Raw genomic sequence first — 18,942 nt, 5'->3', positions numbered from 1 at the left:
AAGATATTGAAAAACAAGAAATCATTTCTTCTATTCACGACCGTGTGCAAAGCGTCGTTCAAGAGCATCAACTTGTAAATAATCAACACCATACACTTCAAAATTTAGTTCAACAATTAAACTCATGTTTCGAAAATGTTTCAACGCGTACTACACATTCCAATGAATTGAATAACGAAATGTTACAAAAAGAACAAAGCTTAATTCAATCTATTGAAGAAATTATTGACTGTTCTAATGAAGGAAAAGAATCTGTTCACCGTTTACTTATTGTAATTAACAAATTAGGTGAACAATCGCAGCGTACGTCTAACAGTATGAATCATTTAAGTGAGCGCTCAAAAGAAATCGAGCAAATTGTAGAAGTCATCCAAAACATTGCAGCACAAACAAATTTACTTGCTTTAAATGCGAGTATTGAAGCTGCGCGTGCTGGAGAGCACGGTAAAGGATTCGCTGTCGTTGCCAATGAAGTAAGAAAACTAGCGGAAAGTACAGCCGAAAGTACAAAAAACATCGGAAACTTAACGAAAAAAATTCAAGAAGAAATTGAAAAAGCATATGATAACACAAAAGATAATTTGCATTTAGTTGATGAAGGTGTAGAAATGAGTGCCGATACAAACGCTAGAATTGAAAATATTTTAATTATGATTCAAACGTTACAAAGCGGTGCTACAAATGTTATTAAAGCTATCGAAAACCAAAAATCTTGTAATGATGATATATTACGTGAATTCGCTAATACACAACAAATGTTCCAAAAATTAAATACTACTATTATGAACCATATTCATGATGCCGAAAAAGTCGATGTTCAATTGACTAAAGGTCTTCAAGAAACAGCGGCTTCTCATTAATAATAAAAACCCCTTATAACGCTATAAGGGGTTTTTATTATATTTCGAATTTTTATTTCTTCTCAATATTCATCCGTATCTTTGTTATAATGGAAAAGTTGTTTCTTTCGACTAATAAACAAGGAGGTTATTATGGAACAATTTTACTACATTTTAAAATATTTAATTCTTGGTCTGTTCCAAGGACTAACAGAACCAATTCCGATTTCTTCAAGTGGTCACCTCGTTTTAGCACAACATTTGCTAGGACTAAAAATAGAAGGGTTTAGCTTCGAACTACTTGTTAATTCAGCTTCATTATTAGCTGTATTACTTATTTATAGAAATGATTTAATTCGTCTAACGAAGAATGGTCTATCTTATATATTTACAAGAGCGGAAGGCGCAAAATCAGATTTCTTCTTTATTATTTACCTTGTTATTGCGACCATTCCAGCAGGTGTTATTGGTGTTTTATTTAAAGATTACATCGACCAGTACTTAAAAGGCGTGAAGATGGTTGGGATTTCCCTTCTTATTACTGCTGTCGGCCTTTGGATTATTAGAAACCTACGTGGACGTAAAAATGATGGTGATCTTTCTATGAAAGATGCAATCATCGTCGGATTAGCACAAGCTTGCGCACTAATTCCCGGAATAAGCCGATCAGGTGCAACAATCGTAGCAGCGATGTTACTTGGTATGAAGCAAGAAACAGCTCTTCGTTTCTCATTCTTACTATATATCCCTGTTAGCTTAGGTGGTTTATTATTAAGTATTACAGACATTGCAAAAGATCCAAATCTAGACACATTATTCGTACCATATGTCGTTGCATTTATCGCAACATTTATCATGACGTATATTTCGTTAAAATGGTTTATGAACATTATGGCAAAAGGAAATTTAAAATATTTCTCTTTCTATTGTATTATCGTAGGTGTACTTACTCTTATTTTCTTATAAAGTGAAACTTACAAATCGAAAAGCGAGTCATTCTATTAAACTAGGATGACTCGCTTTTTTATATCTTTATAATGATAAAGCCCCTCTTACTTTTCTGTACAGTAAGAGGGGTCCCTTTTATGCGTATACTTTCTTTTCTTGACAATACAAACGAATAACATGTTTATTTTGTTGAAATACATCATGCGTTAGGCGGATAATAATAAAATTTCGTTTTGTTTGATCATCATGAACAAAAATCTGTTCTCCCTCCTGAAAACGCCATGCACTTTCAAAAGTTGTAATATGATCCCCACTTACAGAAAAAAGCTCATATCGCATATCTTGTACCCTCTCTCAACTTATAATAATCGCAATATCCTCATATTAAATTTAGTATAACTTAATCCCGTTTAAATTTGAAATTTTTTCTATTTCGAAATATTTTAATTTTGTTTTCAGGTTCTTTTAACGTTATAATGATAAACGAATTTTCATTGAAAGGAGCTTCATTTTGACTGCATATTTATTTCCAATAAAAACAGCATTTCTTTTATTTCCTATTTTAGCAATGTTTCTATTAATCCCTTTTTTAATATTTAATTATCGTAAATACGGTTATTTAAATAAATGGCGTTCATTTATTTTATATTCATTATTACTTTACTTATTAAATGCCTATTTTCTTGTGATTTTGCCATTACCACAAACGTATGATACTTGTAGCCTACAACCGGCTAATACGCAACATATGCAACTCTCGCCATTTTATTTCATACAAGAGATTAGTAATCATACCTCGGCGATTTTAACGATGCCAGCTACCTACTTCTATTTATTAAAGGAATCTGCGTTTTTACAAGTTGCTTTTAACGTTCTACTAACCGTTCCGTTCGGTATGTACTTACGTTATTACTTCCGACGTAGCTTCTTACAAACAGTGTGCATTTCTTTTTGCCTTTCACTGTTCTTTGAGTTAACACAAGTAACTGGATTATATGGTATTTATAATTGTGCCTATCGCTTATTTGATATTGACGATTTGTTTTTAAACACGCTAGGCGGCGTAATTGGTTTTATCATTGCACCAATATTTACTTATTTCCTTCCGAAAACAAGCGAATTAGATATTCATATTGATTTAGAAACGAAACCAGTCGGATTTATTCGTCGTCTCATCGCTATGCAAATTGATTGGATTTTCTTATCTATCGTTGTACCGTTTATTAAAAATAAAGGAAATTCACTATTCATTGCTAACATCCAATCTTATACAAATGTATACGAACTCCTTTTCATTACATGTTCAATTTTAATTTACTTTATTATCATTCCATACTTTACGAATGGAAGAACAATAGGAAAAGCGTTGCTTCGGATTTACATTAAAGGACAAGCAGAGCGTATTACAATAAAAGAATTATTCATTCGTTACGGGATATTCTATTTCATTTTAGGCGGAATCAATTATATTCTTTCGAGTAGCTCTATCTTAAATCATACAGAGCCTTTAGTATTACTAGTTATACTATTATTCCAATTTGTAATTAACGGTCTATTTATTATTCATGTTTTATTACATGTATTTAGTCGTGATAAATTACTATTTTACGAGCGTATTAGTCAAACAAGAAATGCGATCATACTAAAAAAAGCTGACAAGTAATACTTTGTCAGCTTTTTTTCATAATCGTAAATAATTTTTCTGTGTAAGGGTTTGAAAACATTTCTGCTTCATCTAGTAACTTCCTCGCCTTTAGAAACGAATGCATTTCTGGATATATATTTTGTAATTTTTCGTACGTTAAAGTATGCATTTTCCCCCAATGCGGGCGCCCTTCATACTTTTGAAAAATTTTCTCCACCTCACCAAAATAAGCCGCATACTTCATACCTTTATACATATGAACGGCAATATACGCTGAATCCCTTCCGTACGCTGGACTGAGCCATATATCATCACTTTTCACATAACGGCATTCAATTGGGAAGTGCACTTTATACTTTTTCTTTTCAATAAGGTTTAAAATTTCTTCTACAACAGCCCGCATATATTTTGAAGGCACACTATACTCCATTTCATAAAATGGAACCGCACGCGATGTAGCAAATACTTCATAACTCGGACCAATTATTTTTGTATTCGGTACAGCTTTAGCCGATAATCGACTTACACCTTTACTTATGGAAGGAAACCATTTACATCCTTTAGATAACAAAGAAAACATCTTATTTTCAAGCAACTCTACCTTTAGTTTATGCCATTTCAAGTCACTTTTTTTACCCGTTGTTTCGTTTGTAAATTTCACTTGCACTTCATCTGAATAAGGAAAAACGAAAAATTCAAAATGGCGATTCTTCTTGTATTCTTCTAGCTTGTTCATTACAGTAGATAATGACTGTTTTTCACTTTCATACACAAGTGAATACGCCCTAATTACTTTCAATTTTACCTTTACAATGATTCCTAACATCCCAAGCGACAACTGAAAAGCTCTCCAATATTCCACATTCTCAGTTTCCGAACAGACTATACTCTCACCTGTAGATAAAACTGCGGTAATCTCTATAACTTGTGTTGATAAACTTCCAAAGGTAATACCCGTTCCATGAGTCCCTGTACTAATCGCTCCTGCAATCGATTGCGAATCAATATCCCCTAAATTTTCTTGTGCATAACCTTTTTCTTCAAGTAACTTCCCTAAATCATGTAACTTTGTTCCTGCCCATACTTCGGCAACCATCTTCTCTGCATCCATATCCAAAATACCTTTCAATTCATCTAAAGAAACTAAAATTTCTTCCGTTTGCACAAGAGGTGTAAACGAGTGTCCTGAACCGACAACACGAATTTTCTTCCCTGTTTTTCGAGCAAGCCCTACAACTTCTACTACATCTTGTATACTTTCTGGATACATCGTATAATGCGGCGTTCCTTCTACATTCCCTGTCCAATTTCTCCATTTTTGTCCCTTTATAGAAAGCATTGGCCATCCCCCCGATATGTTGAATACTCCCCAACAATCTCTCCTTCTTTCACACGATATAAAAAAGGAAAACGCTCACATAACTCTCCAGCTTTACTATGGCGAAACAAGATAGAATCTCCTATCTCTACTCGTTCCTCACCGTTATAAAAAATCGGTGTTTGCACTTCGCCAGCGCCTTCTAAAGCTAATAGTTTGGCACCATTTGGTCTCCAAATCTCAGGTTCTTTATCTTTCCCGATTGCACCTGAGGCAATATATCCACCACCTAAACAAGTGTAAATAAACGGGGCTGGTTTACGCACAACTGGTAAAGCAAATCCGACAGCTGGATGAAATTGCACCTCTTTATAATAATCGAACAGCTTCGGGGCATAAAAAGCAGAACCTATTGTAATCTCTGAAACTGAATGATCTTGCTCAGTTGTTTTTATACTTCCTGTGCCTCCCCCATTTACAAACCTTAGTTCAATACCTAGGTTTTGTATTTCGTTTACGATATGTCCTCTTCTTTCTTTAACTTCTAACACTGACTTCTTCTTTAAATACGAAATTACTTTACTTTTCACTCTTTGATTCGGTATGTGATCTCCTACCCCAGCAATTTGAGCTTCATATCCCATTACACCATCTAGTATTAAAAATGATGACTCTTTTACCCTTTTTACTATTTTCAAAGCACCTTGCACATCTTTTACCGGTGATCTGTTTACCCCAAAATGAAATTGAAAAAAACGACTACTCATATCAATATCCAAACAAACACGAAAACACCCTTTAGACTCCTCAGCAATTTTTTCTAGATAAACAATATGGTCTTCACAATCCACCATACAAGTTATAATGAGGCCTTGCTTTGTTAGCAAACTTATTTCATGTAAAGCCCTTTTATCATAAGCAGGATATCCGAGCAATAAATCATTGAATCCTTGTTCAATTAAAAACAAAGCCTCTCTAGGTGAAAAACACATAATACCTTGAAATCGATCATTTGTAGCTAAAATCTTTTGCATAACTGGAACAGAACGTAACGATTTACTCGCTATACGAATCTTCTTATTCCCACTTAATTCTATAATCGATTGAATATTTCTATCTAAAGCCACTTCATCCAAAAATGCACACGGTAATGGAACCTCTTTAAAAATTCCTCGATCCACATTTTTCTCTCCTCTTTTCAATATGTCTTATACATATTGGAAAGAAAGTTGAAATTTCCTCTACAAAATAAAAAAGTTTCTTCCTATTAAGAAGAAACTTTTTAGGACTATTTCATAGAAATAGTTGCCTCTACTGGATAATGATCAGAGTAATCATTATATGTATATTTTTTAAGCCATGATGTAACAGTCCACTGTGGAGATTTCGGTTGTAATACGTTATTCTCTATAAATGATGGATTCGCATGATCTTTACTTGCAATAATATAATCTAAATGTTCAGCAGGTGCATCTGGATAATTGTATTTCGCAATACTGTTTGTCGTCGCATCCCAAGTTGCTGTATGTCCTGTATAAGATGGAATAGAAGCGTGCAATGTTTTGAACATGGATGCGTACTCTGAGTCACTATTGTTCTCTGCATTTATTTTATTCACGTTCATATCACCACCAAATAGGACGTACTCGTCATTTGGTATATTTTTATTTTTAATAAAGTCTTGAATTTCTTTTAACTGGTTTGTACGTACAGATGCAGGTGAAGTTTTTCCGCACATACTATCTTCAGCCTGCAAATGCGTCCCGATTACATGAACGAAACGATCATTTTTCTTAATTTTCGTGTATACAAATCCTTTATTCGATAAATTATCTGGCCCGCATCCTTTTGCAAATACATATTGAATCTTTTCAACGATCGGCCATTTACTCACGATTGCAACGCCCCCATCTTCAGGAGTTGAAGATGAATAGCTACCTAACGTTTTATCCCATTCATTTCCGTTACTACGACCTAATACCGCTGTTTGATTTGGATATTCTTTCTTCAAATTCCCTAACAAACGATCTGATGCGCTATTATCAAACACTTCATTTAATATAACAACGTCTTGATTCTTTATATAATCTGCCGCCCCCATTAAATCTGCACGCTCACTTTGTCCCCAGTTCGGATATAAATTTGTTGATAGCATATACACGTTATGCGTCATCACTTTCAAAGTATTATTTTGATTTGTAGACGTTTCTGCTTGAGCTGAAGATCCTCCGTATAAAACTCCTAAACCAATCCCAAAGCTAAGTACACCTTTTAGCATTTTTCCTTTCACGCTTCATACCTCCATGTATTAGTTATAAAAAGGCCAAATACTCTATTGTGAGATTTGACCTTTTTTTTAATACTTAACGATCTCCGTACGTATCAAACCAAAGCTGAATGTATCCGGCAGTAACACGTTGTGCATCCATTAATCGCTTACCTGTCATTGGTGTAACTTCAGCACGCCATTTATCTGCATATTCTTGTGATACAGCTGCTTTTACGAACCAATCTTTCGTATTATCATTTACAATGCCAGCGTAATCTTGTTTCGCTGCTACTGCCGCTCCGTGAATCCAATCTTCTGGATTTGTACCTTTCCAGTTCCAATATCCATTTCCATCCGTTACTTTATAATTATCTTTTATCGTATCTACAAAGTTTTCATATTTAGAATGGAATCCTTGTGGGTACGAAAGATTTGTAAAGTTTGCCGCATGCATCGGTTGGTTTACATCTCCTAAATAATGAAGAGATAATCCTAAATAGAAGAATGCTTGTTTCATATCTTTATTTTTATATGATTCACCAGCTAATTTAAAATATTTAGCGCCAGTTTCTTTTGCCTGCTTTGCAAATGGAATATATGTTTTTCCATTGTCTGGATCATAGAAATGTGAAGCAAATGTGCTATTATCATAATAAGGATTTTCATAGTCAGCAGCATAAATACCATTTTCTAATTCCGTACGCCATTCATTTAATTGTGCAACTCGATCTTGTTTTACAAGTGTTGTATTGCGAGACATAATATCAATGGCACGGTTTACAATCCATAAATGAGAGTTTACGCCTTCTTTATGTTTATCTTCAGCAGACCAGCGATGAACTATTTTTATTTTACTTCCCCCATCGTTTTCATGAGCAAATGCAACACTTTGTAATGGCGCTACTAATGTAATAGCTGCTGCTAAAGCAAGTACTTTCTTTTTCATCTGAAATCCTCCATTTTATAATTGAATTATTGAAAACTTTTTGTTAGGATCCTATGATATCGTCCGGTTAACCTATGACTAGAATATCCCACCTTTCATGAAATTTCTATCAATAAATTAAAATATGCAAATGTTCATATCATTATAACTTTATACATAGTGAATATAATGAATGAATGCACTTATATTGTAATAAAGTATTGTTAAGCTACTACGAATGATTGTCTAAACTAATGTAAAAAAAGAGTAAAGCATCCACATGCTTTACTCTTTTTTTCTATTCGATAATATACTTGGCAGCTGTACATTAACTGCCAACTTATGAATAAATCCAAATACTAATCCAATCCCTATAAATATATATATTATCGTAAATACCTTTCCAAAATCAGTTTGAGGACTAAATTGCCCATCACCGACAGTAGTTAGCGTCACAACGCTAAAATATAAAGCATCAAGTGGACGTAATCCCTCCACCGTACTATAAAAGATTGTCCCAGATGTTAAGGTCAAAATTGTTAATACGAATAACACTTGAAATTCTTTATCTTTCCACGCTCGTAAACAAGCTTTTAGCATCCGTTTTAATGTCAACATAAATGAAAGCATTAGACTTCCCCTTCCAAACAAAATACCTGTAGTTAAAGGAAAGTCTATCACCTTTCTGTATAGAAAAAAAGTAGCCCTCTTCTATTTCTAGAAAAGGGCTATTTTTTACTATTCTCTATTATTTAGGTGAAACAAGAATTTTCACTTGTGTTTTATCTTTTACAAGTGCTTCAAATCCTTCTTCAACAACTTGATCCACTGTGATTTTTTTCGTAATTAATTTCTCTGCTTGAATTTGGCCAGAGCTAATTAATTTAATAACAGCTGGGAAGATATGACGGTATCCTAGAATACCGATAACTTCTTTTTCTTTTAGTACAAGGTTGTTTGGCGTAATTGTCGCATCTTTTTCCCACACACTAACAATTACAGTTTGTCCTTCAAAGCTTGTACTTTCAATCGCTTGACGAAGTACTACTTCGACACCTGTTACTTCAAAGCTCACATTTACACCTAAACCATTTGTTAAGTTACGAATTTCTGCTAGTACATCTTGAGTAGCTGGATTTAATACATAATCCGCACCTGCTAATTTTGCTAACTCTTGACGTTCTTTAGAAAGTTCTACTGCAATAACAGGAGTTGCTCCTGCTGCTTTAGCTGCTTGAATGACAAGAAGCCCAATTGGACCACAACCAAATACTGCTACAGCTTCCCCTTCTTTTAATTTACTTTGACGTACTGCATGAACTGCTACCGCTGCTGGTTCTACAAGTGCCCCTTGTTCATACGTCATTTCATCAGGAATATGGTGGACCATATCTTCTGGTACTACTGTATATTCAGAGAAACCGCCGCCTTCTCCGCCAAGACCGTGGAAAACAAGTTGTTCACAAACATTGTAATGTCCATGTTTACAAGCTTCACATTTACCACAAGAATAAATTGGTTCTACAACGACGCGATCTCCCACTTTATGAGAAGTAACGCCTTCACCGATTTCAACTACCTCACCACTAAACTCATGACCTAAAATAACCGGTGCTTTTACGTGTGTTAATGGGTGCTCTTCTGTTGGAATAAAAATAGGTCCTGCTAAATATTCATGCAAGTCTGTTCCGCAGATACCACACCATTTCACTTTAATCTTAACTGCTCCTGGTCTTACAGTTGGTTCTGGTACTTCTTCTACTCGTACATCGCGTTGATTATGCCAAAGTAATGCTTTCATTTTATACATCCCTCTCTACGTATATACTTAACCTGGTGAAGTTTACCAATCTATTATAATACTTCTATCCATATATTTCAAAAAAACAATCTCATTCCCACTAAATTTTAACAAATAACGTTCAATGTTTTGTCACTTTGTACTTTTTTCCACATCTGTTAATGCTAATTTCATTGCGGTTGAAATTAGCATTATGCCATAATAGCATAGGAGAGGTGAATATCGCTTGAAATATTTTATTTACTTTATTGTTATCGTAGCGTTTCTAGATACATTTTCACAATTACCTATTATGAGTACGTTCGCTCAAAGTCTTGGAGGATCTCCTCTTATTATTGGGCTAGTTGTCGGTATGTACTCATTCGCTAATATGATCGGTAATATTATTGCTGGCGCTGCTGTCGATAAATTTGGTGCAAAAAAAATACTTTATATAAGCATGGGACTTACGAGTTTCATAGTCTTGTTATACACGGTTGTTCAAAGTGGTGAACAACTATTAGTTGTGCGCTTTATGCACGGCTTTAGTGACGGCTTTTTAATTCCTGCTGCCTTTACATTTTTATCAAAACAAACAAATTCAGCAAGACAAGGTAAGGCAATGGCTCTATCTGGTGCTGCTGTTGGAACAGCGGCAATTGTAGGACCGGCTTTCAGTGGAATTATGAAAGCAACTGCTGGTATAGAGTGGGTGTTCATCACCATTTCTATTTTAATGGTCCTTGGTACAATCGTATCTCTATTCTTCTTACCAAATAACGTATCAAGACAAGATACCTCAAGAACACAAATGATGAACAAAGAAGATATGATTGAACTATTGAAATCAGAACCGTTATTGCAAGCATATATTGGTGCTTTCACACTAATGTTCTCACAAGGAATTGTCACTTATATGCTACCAGTGAAAGTTGAGGCATTAGCGCTTAAAGCATCTACAACAGGCATGATGTTAAGTGTATTCGGAATTACCGCTATCCTCTTCTTCTTGCTACCAACAAACCGTATTTACGATCGATTTAATCGTTCAAAACTCATGCTAATTGGGATTGCAGTAATGGCATTCGCGTTATCTTTACTTGGATTATTCGCAACAAAAGGTATGCTCTTTATCGTTATGATGATTTATGGCATTGGATTCGCTATCCTTTTCCCATCGATAAATGCATTACTTGTTGAAAATACGACAGATGATAAGCGCGGAAAAGCATTCGGATTGTTTTATGCTTTCTTCTCATTAGGAGTTGTTGCTGGATCCTTTACAGTTGGTGCAATCGGGGCATCCCCTAGCGTCAGCTTCGTTATCGGAACTGCATTCTTATTAACATTCGCTGGAATGATTTATGTAAGAAGCAAAATAAAAAGTAAAGCAAAAAGCAAAGTAAAAAAGACAATGATGGGTTAATTCCATCATTGTCTTTTTTAAAATGCATATTGATATAACCCGTAATATAATGGCAGAGTTGGGACAATACCAATTAATTTGAATATAAAAGGTAACGGTTCATCCTTCTCTTCATATAAACGTAAAACAAAAACGGCACTTAAAGTCCAACTAACGCTAAACACGAAGATGCATTTCCAAACGAGTGAGGTTAATATCTCTGCATCAAAGACAAAACCAAATAGCCCAATCCACGTAATTATAGTCAATACAAAATCAAACTTTTGAATTGGCGTTTGATACATACCTCTTACTAGCGAAGTAATAGTTAATATCGCTACAATGACTAAATAAACTTTCCACAACATAATGATAAACTCCTATTCAACTTTTAACTTTCAATAAGCCGTATTTAATAAACAATATGGCATTATATTTTTCATAGAGATAATACAATGGATAACAAAATAAGAAGAAAATAAGTACAGTTGGTACATCGTCTATAATAGAAAAATATTTTACTAGTAATTCCTTAATACTCTCTCCAATCATAATAAGCACTGGAATGATACAAATTGCTGCTAATATTAAGCATGGTGTGATCCGCATTTCTTTTAATTTCACCTTACAATGTGGACACCTGAATGAAAAAGGATGCGGGAGATCAATAATATGTTGCGTAGTAATATCTCCTTCACACTGGGGACATTCAATTATTTCTTTCATTTAACTCACTCCTTTCTATCCATAAAAAAGAGCCCTATCGAATAGAGCTCTTTTTTTGCCGAATATATTACTTTTGTGTCTAACTAAATAACAATGTAAATAAATTAAACTGTAAAGGCAATACTGCAGTTCTTCTTTTACAAAAAAAGTGTATAAATACCGACGATACTTCGACAATTTCCTCGGAAATATTTCCTTTCCCCACATAATTTGATACACTACATATGAACAGACACTTGTATTACATAAGCTAAAATAATAACTTACTGTACAAATTGAAAAGCACACTCTTCATATGAAGAATGTGCTTTTATGTTATTAACGTTTAATCCAAACAGCGCCTGCCGATTTATCCTCTGCCTGTCCAACAACTTGGAATTTAAGTCCAAGGTTTGGAACTTTTCTTCCTGCATCTGCAATTTGTTTGTTACTATATATTTTTGAATCATCAAATGTTGTAACACCTTGTAATCCAGCATAGTTAAACTGTCCACGTGTTAATGAATTTGCACTCCATGCTGGTGTTTGATCAAATGAAAATGCAGCATCTGCAATTTGCATACCTGTATTACCGTAAGTTGGTCTTCCGTTTAAATTGCCAACAAATGCTTCTGGATGCGAATCTACAACACCAAGGAATCCTTCACCTGGATGCACCCCAACCCAGTTATCTTTGAAGCTATCATCTGCATACCAAACGACAAGACCTGTATTGTACACCGGACCTTTCCCTGCTTTTAATCCATTATCTGATCCCGCATAGTTTCTCCACTCTAAGTAGTAATAATGAGCTTTCTTCTCTGTTCCATCAGAAACAACAAAACCATTTAAATTCATTTTAGCCTGTCCTTCTGTATCATCAGAAAATACAACTTGTCCATCAACAGTTACATTTACATTATCCATCGCGAAACCTTTATATGTTACAGCCGGATCTGTAATATAATCGAATTGCAGTTTCACCTTTTTCCCTTTAAATTGACTTAAATCATATGATTTATCAATCCATTTTCCATCTGTTGTATCTTTATCCTCTTGGACTATTTTTTCTCCAAGTCTATCAATTAATGTTTTCGTTCCATCTTCTGTTACTGCATGCACTTCGACAAAATCGCACTCTGCTTCTAACTCATAATTTGCTTTATAATCGAATTTTGCATTTGTTCCTTTTGTTAAATCAAAGAATGGTGTCTCTAGTGTTGTATGCATATCATCTCCTCTTGTACTATAATATGCATGCTTTCCAAACTCCGGTTTAATCGTTTCAACACTTTTACCTGGTAAGTTAACACGTACAACGCCTGGACGATTGGATTTCGTAACACTTTGATCAATATATGTAGGAACTCCTACTCCACGCTTAATTTTATCGTAATCTACTTCTAAAATTTTTGCCCAGTTGCCGCCCATATTCTTTTGTAAGAAGTCTTTATTTTGTGGTGAGAAACTAGTTGGCTCTGTTCCTGCAATTTTCCCTGTCCAACTACCTCCACTCATTAATGACCATGCTTCGACAGGTGAACCAGTTCCAGTATATTTCGTGTCATATTCATCTGGTAAGCCAAGATCATGTCCAAATTCATGCGCAAATACACCTACTGCTCCATCTTCTGGTTCAATTGTGTAATCATGCGCCGCTACTTTTCCACCAAAGTAATCTACCTTTGATTTTGTACCTTCAACCGCTACTGGATCTATTGCTAATTTTGAACGATGTGACCAAATCGCATCATCACCTAATTTACCGCCACCAGCTTCTTGACCAACGCCAGCATGGATTACCATTAAATGATCAATTACACCATCAGGTTCATTTTGATTTCCATCACCATTTGTATCATATCTATCGAATTGATCAAATTGAGATAAATCTAACCCTTTCTCAGCAGCTGCATGTAAAGCTTCTTTCACTAAATCACGTGCGCCTTTTGGTCCTTTATTATCGTGACCACTACTACCATCAGCACCGTAGTCAGACGCTTTTCCTGGAACAGTTAGCCATTCCGTTACATATCCATCTGTCGTATAACTTCCACCAGACTGCTCTTCATAATATTGTTTAAACGTTTTTACTTTTGAACCATCAAATAATGTGTACGGTTCATTACCAAATAACATTTTTTGATAATGCTCTCTACTAAAGTCATTCGAATACATATACCCTGGTGTTTGATCAATATTATTATGTTTATAATCACTAAATTCAACGAGTAATACTAATACTTTATCATTTCGAACTGACCCTTTATATGGCGCTTGCTTTGCTTTAGACGTTGGGACTTGTCCATTCAATTGTTTTTTATTTGGTTCTGGTTTTTGCTCAGGACTAACATTTTTTTCAGGTTTCTTTACTTTCTCCTTTTCTTCCATTTTCTTCTCTTTTACTTTTTTCACGAAATCAGATGCCTCTTTAGCAGTATCCGCTGGAAGAATTTCTTTATTTGCCTGATCGCCTTGTTTCTTTTCAATATACTTTTCTACAGCTTTTTTCGTTTCTTCTTTAGAAGATGCTGGATTAATTGTTCCTCTTTCTTTCAACGCTTCCGCTAAACGATCCTCTTGAATTAAATTGTAATCAATTGGTGTTGTAGATACATTTTCTTTCTCTTTTGCTGGCGTTTCTGCGTATGCTAGCGGAGTACTCATTACAGATGTGCATCCGATAATTGCCGCAATTGCTAATGATGACAACACTTTAAATGGCGCTTTTCTTCTCATTCTATTTCTCTCCTTTTATAAAACTTAAAATTCAGATAAATGAGTGCATTTAAATCGAAATCCCTATTTTCTGCCCTCCCTATATAAAAAGGCATAATTCTATAAACGTTAAGCTTTCTGTTATAGAATCATGCCCCTCCAGTTTTCTGGTCAGAACCTCTACCTTTTTATGTCGAAATATGAAAAATAAAAAGTGATTTGATATATATTAAATAGCTTATATAACAAATTTAAAAGACAATATGCAAAATTGCATGAAAATTCTTTTAAATAAAAAAAGAACCCTAGTCAATTAAACTAGGATTCTTGATTTTCTATTATTTCTCTTGTGTTTTTTCCCAATCAGCTAAGAACTTCTCAATTCCTTGATCTGTTAATGGGTGCTTCACTAATGAAGCAATTACGTTTGCTGGGATTGTTGCAATATGTGAACCGTTTAATGCTGCTTCTGTTACGTGAACACTGTGACGTACAGATGCTGCAATGATTTCTGTTTCAATGCCGTGAATTGCAAAGATTTCTGCGATTTGGCGGATTAGGTCCATACCGTTATGACCGATATCGTCTAAGCGACCTAAGAATGGTGAAACGTATGTTGCACCAGCACGAGCTGCAAGTAATGCTTGAACTGCTGAGAATACTAATGTAACGTTTGTACGAATTCCTAAATCAGAGAATGCTTTTACTGCTTTTAAACCTTCCGTTGTCATTGGTACTTTTACAACAACGTTTGGAGCAATCTTAGCTAATTCTTTTCCTTCTTCAATCATTTTATCAGCTTCTAAGCTAATTACCTCTGCGCTTACAGGTCCTTCTATAAAGCTGCAAATTTCACGAATACGCTCATGAAAATCTACGCCTTCTTTTGCTACAAGTGATGGGTTTGTCGTTACTCCAGCTACTACGCCTAATGCATTTGCCTCTTTAATTTCATTAATGTTTGCTGTATCAATAAAGAATTTCATTTGTTATTCTTCCTTCCTGATTTTCATTTTATATTTATTTGTTTTTCTTAATAAGCTCTAATTCAATCGGAATAGATTTGTCTACTTTTTTACCTTGCGTGATCTCTTTTGCTGTTTGCATCGCCTTCTCCCCGATTAATTCCGGTTTTTGAGCAACTGTTGCAGCCATACGCCCATCGTTAACCGCTTTTACAGCATCTTCTGTTGCATCAAAACCAACAACGACTACATCTGTTTTTCCAGAAGACTTCAATGCTTCAAGTGCCCCTAATGCCATTTCATCGTTATGCGCAAACACGGCTTTAATATCACTATTTGCTTGCAAAATGTTTTCCATAACAGATAATCCTTTTGCTCTATCAAAATCAGCTGCTTGTTTTGCAACTACTTTTAAAGACTTATCCGCTACGTTATGGAATCCTTTCCCGCGCTCCCGAGCAGCAGAAGAGCCAGGGATTCCTTCTAATTCAGCAACATTTGCTCCCTCGCCAACTAATTCACGAATGTAATCACTAGCCATTTGACCACCTTCAATATTATTAGAGGCTATGTGAGAAACAACTTTACCTGAATTTGCAACGCGGTCTACAGTAATAACAGGGACATTTGCTGCATTTGCCGCACTTACTGCTGAAGCAACAGCATCTGAATCGGTTGGATTAATAACAACTACATCGACACCTTTTTGAATTAAATCTTCAACATCATTTGTTTGCTTTGCTGCATCATTTTGTGCATCAACAGCAATCAACTCAATGCCGCTTTCTTTCGCTTTCTTTTCTGCCCCTTTTTTCAAAGTCACAAAAAATGGATTGTTTAAAGTTGAAACAGAGAATCCAACTTTAATAGTTTTATTTCGACCTTTATCGCTAGAATCCTTTGCCCATTCTGGTGGTTCCATTGAACAACCAGCAGTAATGACCATAATACATGCAACGAGTATAAGTAACCATTTCTTCATGAACTATCCCTCCATTACGCTTCTTTTCGGCGATCAATCAATACAGCTAGTAAAATTACAAGTCCTTTTACAACTTGTTGGAAGAAAGAAGATACACCTAATAAATTTAAACCGTTATTTAGTACACCGATAATAAGTACACCGATGAATGTACCAACAATCCATCCTCTTCCCCCAGAAAGACTTGTTCCACCTAATACAACTGCTGCAATTGCATCTAATTCGTAAGAAGTACCTGCAGTCGGCTGTGCAGAATCTAGTCGTGATGTTAAGACAATACCTGCAAGCGCTGCCAAAATTCCGGAAAGACCATAAATCATTACTTTAATTCTCGTAACATTAATACCTGATAATGCTGCTGCTTCTTCATTTCCACCAATTGCAAATGTACGGCGACCAAATGTCGTTTTCTTCAAAATGAAGTACAGTACTGCAAAAGCGACCATCATTGTAACAGCTGGTACCGGAATACCGAGAAAATAACCGCGGCCAAACATTTGGAACATTAAATGATCACCAAGACCAGTGATCGGACGTCCGTCCATATAAACAAGCGTCAACCCACGAAAAATAGTCATTGTTGCTAAAGTTGCAATAAATGGAGCTACTTTTCCCTTCGCTATGATGATACCGTTTACAATTCCCATTACAAGACCAGCTACTAATCCAACTGCCATCGCAAGGAACGGGTCCATGCCACTTGCCATCATTCCAGCAACAAGTGCACTTGATAATGCTAAAATAGAACCTACCGATAAGTCAATACCCCCTGTTAAAATTACAAAGGTCATTCCGAATGCAATAAGCGCATTAATTGATACTTGACGCAGTATATTAAATAAATTTGGAATCTCAATAAATGCCGGATTTAAAGCTGTAATTACGACGATAATTAATACTAAACCGATTAAAGAACCGAGTTGTTGTAATACATTCCCCTTCTTAGCCATCCTTACTCTCCCCCTGTAGCTAGTGCCATAATAGACTCTTGTGATGCCTCATCTTTCTCTAAAATGCCGCCGACTTTTCCTTCATGAATAACAAGAACGCGATCACTCATTCCTAAAACTTCTGGAAGCTCAGATGATACCATAATAACGGCATCGCCTTGCTCAGTAAGCTTATTCATAATAGAGTAAATTTCTTTTTTCGCTCCAACATCTACACCCCTTGTTGGCTCATCTAAAATGAGTAACTGCGGGTGGATACCTAGCCATTTTGCAATAACGACCTTTTGCTGATTTCCACCAGAAAGAGATTTCACCGCTTGCTCTCCACTAGCTGCTTTCACATTAAGAAGTTTCATCATATCCGCTGTAAACTGTTGTTCTAGTTCGTTACTTAAGACACTTCCCTTTGAAAGACTTTCTAAATTCGGTAAAGCTAAATTTTCTCGAATTGAGAAATCTAAAACTAACCCTTCAGATTTTCTATCCTCTGTAATAAAAGCTATTCTTTGTCTAATCGCATCTATCGGACTATCAATCTTTACTTCTTGTCCATTTATAAAAATTTGGCCAGAATCTAAAGGTTCGTATCCAAATATGGCTTTCATAATATCTGTACGGCCAGCTCCCATCAAGCCAGCAACACCAAGGATTTCACCTTTTCTCACTTGAAACGAAACATTTTCAAACTTCCCTTTTTTCGTTCCGTTACGCATCTCAAAAATGACATCGCCAATTTGACTATTTCGCTCTGGGTAACGTTCACCAATGCTGCGCCCCACCATCATACTCACTACTTCATCAAATGATGTTTCCGGAATAAGTCTCTGTCCTACGTATTCCCCATCACGTAAAATCGTAATGGCATCACATATTGAAAAAATTTCTTCCATTCGGTGTGAGATATAAACGAACGAAACGCCTTCTTTACGTAATTTATTAATGACAGTAAACAACGTTTCAATTTCACGATCTGTTAATGCAGCTGTAGGTTCATCCATAATAATAACGCTCGCGTTTGTCATTAACGCTTTCGCAATTTCGATAATTTGCTGTTGTCCAACCGATAACTCTCCTGCCAACATAGCGCCTTTTACATGTAACCCTAACTCCGCTAGTTGCTGCTGCGCAATCGCGTTCATTTGACGCGTACGTAAAATACCTGTCTTCCCATACATTAACTCTTTACCGAGAAACATATTTTCAGCTACTGTTAAGTTCGATAATATGTTCAATTCTTGATGTATAAATGCAATACCGTACTCTTCTGCTTCTTTCGCATTTTTAAAAGTTCGTTCTTGTCCATCAATCGTGATTGTTCCACCATCTTTTTTGTATACACCTGTTAAAATCTTCATGAGCGTTGATTTACCCGCTCCATTTTCCCCCATCAATGCATGGACTTCCCCTGTTTCAATCATAAACTGTGCATTCTTCAAAACAGGATTGCCATTGAACGCCTTTGAAATATTTTTCATTTCAATACGCATTCCCAT

At 35.5% G+C, this 18,942-nt stretch carries 17 protein-coding genes and 1 pseudogene; 4 read left to right on the top strand and 14 right to left on the bottom strand.

Annotated elements, in window-relative coordinates; translation table 11 throughout:
• Positions 1–341 precede the first annotated feature (341 nt).
• Positions 342–860 (top strand): annotated as a pseudogene (locus J0835_RS29165) (methyl-accepting chemotaxis protein); the annotation flags it as partial.
• Positions 861–992: 132 nt separating this feature from the next.
• The gene (locus tag J0835_RS03525; RefSeq protein ID WP_000434786.1) at positions 993–1,805 is read left to right on the top strand and encodes an undecaprenyl-diphosphate phosphatase; all 813 of its coding nucleotides are present in this window, start codon (positions 993–995) and stop codon (positions 1,803–1,805) included.
• 117 nt (positions 1,806–1,922) lie between these two features.
• On the opposite strand, the gene J0835_RS03520 is transcribed toward J0835_RS03525, so the two are convergent.
• Positions 1,923–2,126, bottom strand: coding sequence for a hypothetical protein (locus tag J0835_RS03520; protein ID WP_001268332.1), 204 nt, complete (start codon positions 2,124–2,126; stop codon positions 1,923–1,925).
• 172 nt (positions 2,127–2,298) lie between these two features.
• Here J0835_RS03520 and J0835_RS03515 point away from each other — a divergent pair, with 172 nt between their 5' ends.
• Positions 2,299–3,450 carry a VanZ family protein gene (locus J0835_RS03515; protein ID WP_087979454.1) on the top strand — a complete coding sequence of 384 codons (1,152 nt, stop codon included), beginning with the start codon at positions 2,299–2,301 and terminating at the stop codon, positions 3,448–3,450.
• Between the two features lie 7 nt (positions 3,451–3,457).
• Here the strand turns inward: J0835_RS03515 and J0835_RS03510 are convergent, their stop codons facing one another.
• From J0835_RS03510 to bdhA, 6 genes are all read right to left on the bottom strand, one after another.
• Positions 3,458–4,771 carry a D-arabinono-1,4-lactone oxidase gene (locus J0835_RS03510; protein WP_087979453.1) on the bottom strand — a complete coding sequence of 438 codons (1,314 nt, stop codon included), beginning with the start codon at positions 4,769–4,771 and terminating at the stop codon, positions 3,458–3,460.
• Positions 4,759–5,931 (bottom strand): amino acid deaminase/aldolase, encoded by a 1,173-nt coding sequence (locus J0835_RS03505; protein ID WP_087979452.1) that lies wholly within the window; start codon positions 5,929–5,931, stop codon positions 4,759–4,761. The genes J0835_RS03510 and J0835_RS03505 overlap by 13 nt, the downstream gene beginning before the upstream one ends.
• A 107-nt stretch (positions 5,932–6,038) precedes the next feature.
• Positions 6,039–7,040, bottom strand: a complete 1,002-nt coding sequence (gene sph, locus J0835_RS03500) for a sphingomyelinase C (protein ID WP_087979451.1) — start codon at positions 7,038–7,040, stop codon at positions 6,039–6,041.
• A gap of 73 nt (positions 7,041–7,113) precedes the next feature.
• The gene (gene cerA / locus J0835_RS03495; RefSeq protein ID WP_000731006.1) at positions 7,114–7,965 is read right to left on the bottom strand and encodes a phospholipase CerA; all 852 of its coding nucleotides are present in this window, start codon (positions 7,963–7,965) and stop codon (positions 7,114–7,116) included.
• A 264-nt stretch (positions 7,966–8,229) separates the two neighbouring features.
• On the bottom strand, positions 8,230–8,574 hold the full coding sequence (locus J0835_RS03490) for a potassium channel family protein (RefSeq protein WP_087979450.1): 345 nt from the start codon (positions 8,572–8,574) through the stop codon (positions 8,230–8,232).
• Between the two features lie 118 nt (positions 8,575–8,692).
• Positions 8,693–9,745, bottom strand: a complete 1,053-nt coding sequence (bdhA, locus tag J0835_RS03485) for a (R,R)-butanediol dehydrogenase (protein WP_000645834.1) — start codon at positions 9,743–9,745, stop codon at positions 8,693–8,695.
• Between the two features lie 226 nt (positions 9,746–9,971).
• Between bdhA and J0835_RS03480 the strand changes: the two genes are divergently transcribed.
• A complete protein-coding gene (locus J0835_RS03480; RefSeq protein ID WP_087979449.1) occupies positions 9,972–11,150 on the top strand; it encodes an MFS transporter in 1,179 nt (392 codons plus the stop codon).
• Between the two features lie 17 nt (positions 11,151–11,167).
• Here the strand turns inward: J0835_RS03480 and J0835_RS03475 are convergent, their stop codons facing one another.
• The 7 genes from J0835_RS03475 to rbsA form a co-directional block, all read right to left on the bottom strand.
• On the bottom strand, positions 11,168–11,497 hold the full coding sequence (locus tag J0835_RS03475; RefSeq protein ID WP_087979448.1) for a hypothetical protein: 330 nt from the start codon (positions 11,495–11,497) through the stop codon (positions 11,168–11,170).
• Between the two features lie 16 nt (positions 11,498–11,513).
• Positions 11,514–11,855: a hypothetical protein gene (locus J0835_RS03470; protein WP_087979447.1), complete on the bottom strand. Its 342-nt coding sequence runs from the start codon at positions 11,853–11,855 to the stop codon at positions 11,514–11,516.
• 318 nt (positions 11,856–12,173) lie between these two features.
• Entirely contained in the window at positions 12,174–14,573 is a 2,400-nt protein-coding gene (gene inhA2 / locus J0835_RS03465; protein WP_087979446.1) for a M6 family metalloprotease immune inhibitor InhA2, read from the bottom strand.
• Between the two features lie 317 nt (positions 14,574–14,890).
• A complete protein-coding gene (fsa, locus tag J0835_RS03460) occupies positions 14,891–15,538 on the bottom strand; it encodes a fructose-6-phosphate aldolase (protein WP_000667669.1) in 648 nt (215 codons plus the stop codon).
• 34 nt (positions 15,539–15,572) lie between these two features.
• On the bottom strand, positions 15,573–16,499 hold the full coding sequence (rbsB, locus tag J0835_RS03455; RefSeq protein WP_087979445.1) for a ribose ABC transporter substrate-binding protein RbsB: 927 nt from the start codon (positions 16,497–16,499) through the stop codon (positions 15,573–15,575).
• Positions 16,500–16,513: 14 nt separating this feature from the next.
• On the bottom strand, positions 16,514–17,449 hold the full coding sequence (locus J0835_RS03450; protein ID WP_087979444.1) for an ABC transporter permease subunit: 936 nt from the start codon (positions 17,447–17,449) through the stop codon (positions 16,514–16,516).
• Positions 17,450–17,451: 2 nt separating this feature from the next.
• Positions 17,452–18,936 carry a ribose ABC transporter ATP-binding protein RbsA gene (gene rbsA / locus J0835_RS03445; protein ID WP_087979443.1) on the bottom strand — a complete coding sequence of 495 codons (1,485 nt, stop codon included), beginning with the start codon at positions 18,934–18,936 and terminating at the stop codon, positions 17,452–17,454.
• Positions 18,937–18,942 lie beyond the last annotated feature (6 nt).

The sequence above is a fragment of the Bacillus cereus group sp. Sample62 genome (assembly GCF_036851315.1).
GTDB lineage: Bacteria > Bacillota > Bacilli > Bacillales > Bacillaceae_G > Bacillus_A > Bacillus_A wiedmannii.
Note: the sequence above shows the minus strand (reverse complement) of the source record. Positions and strands in the feature narration are given on the sequence as shown.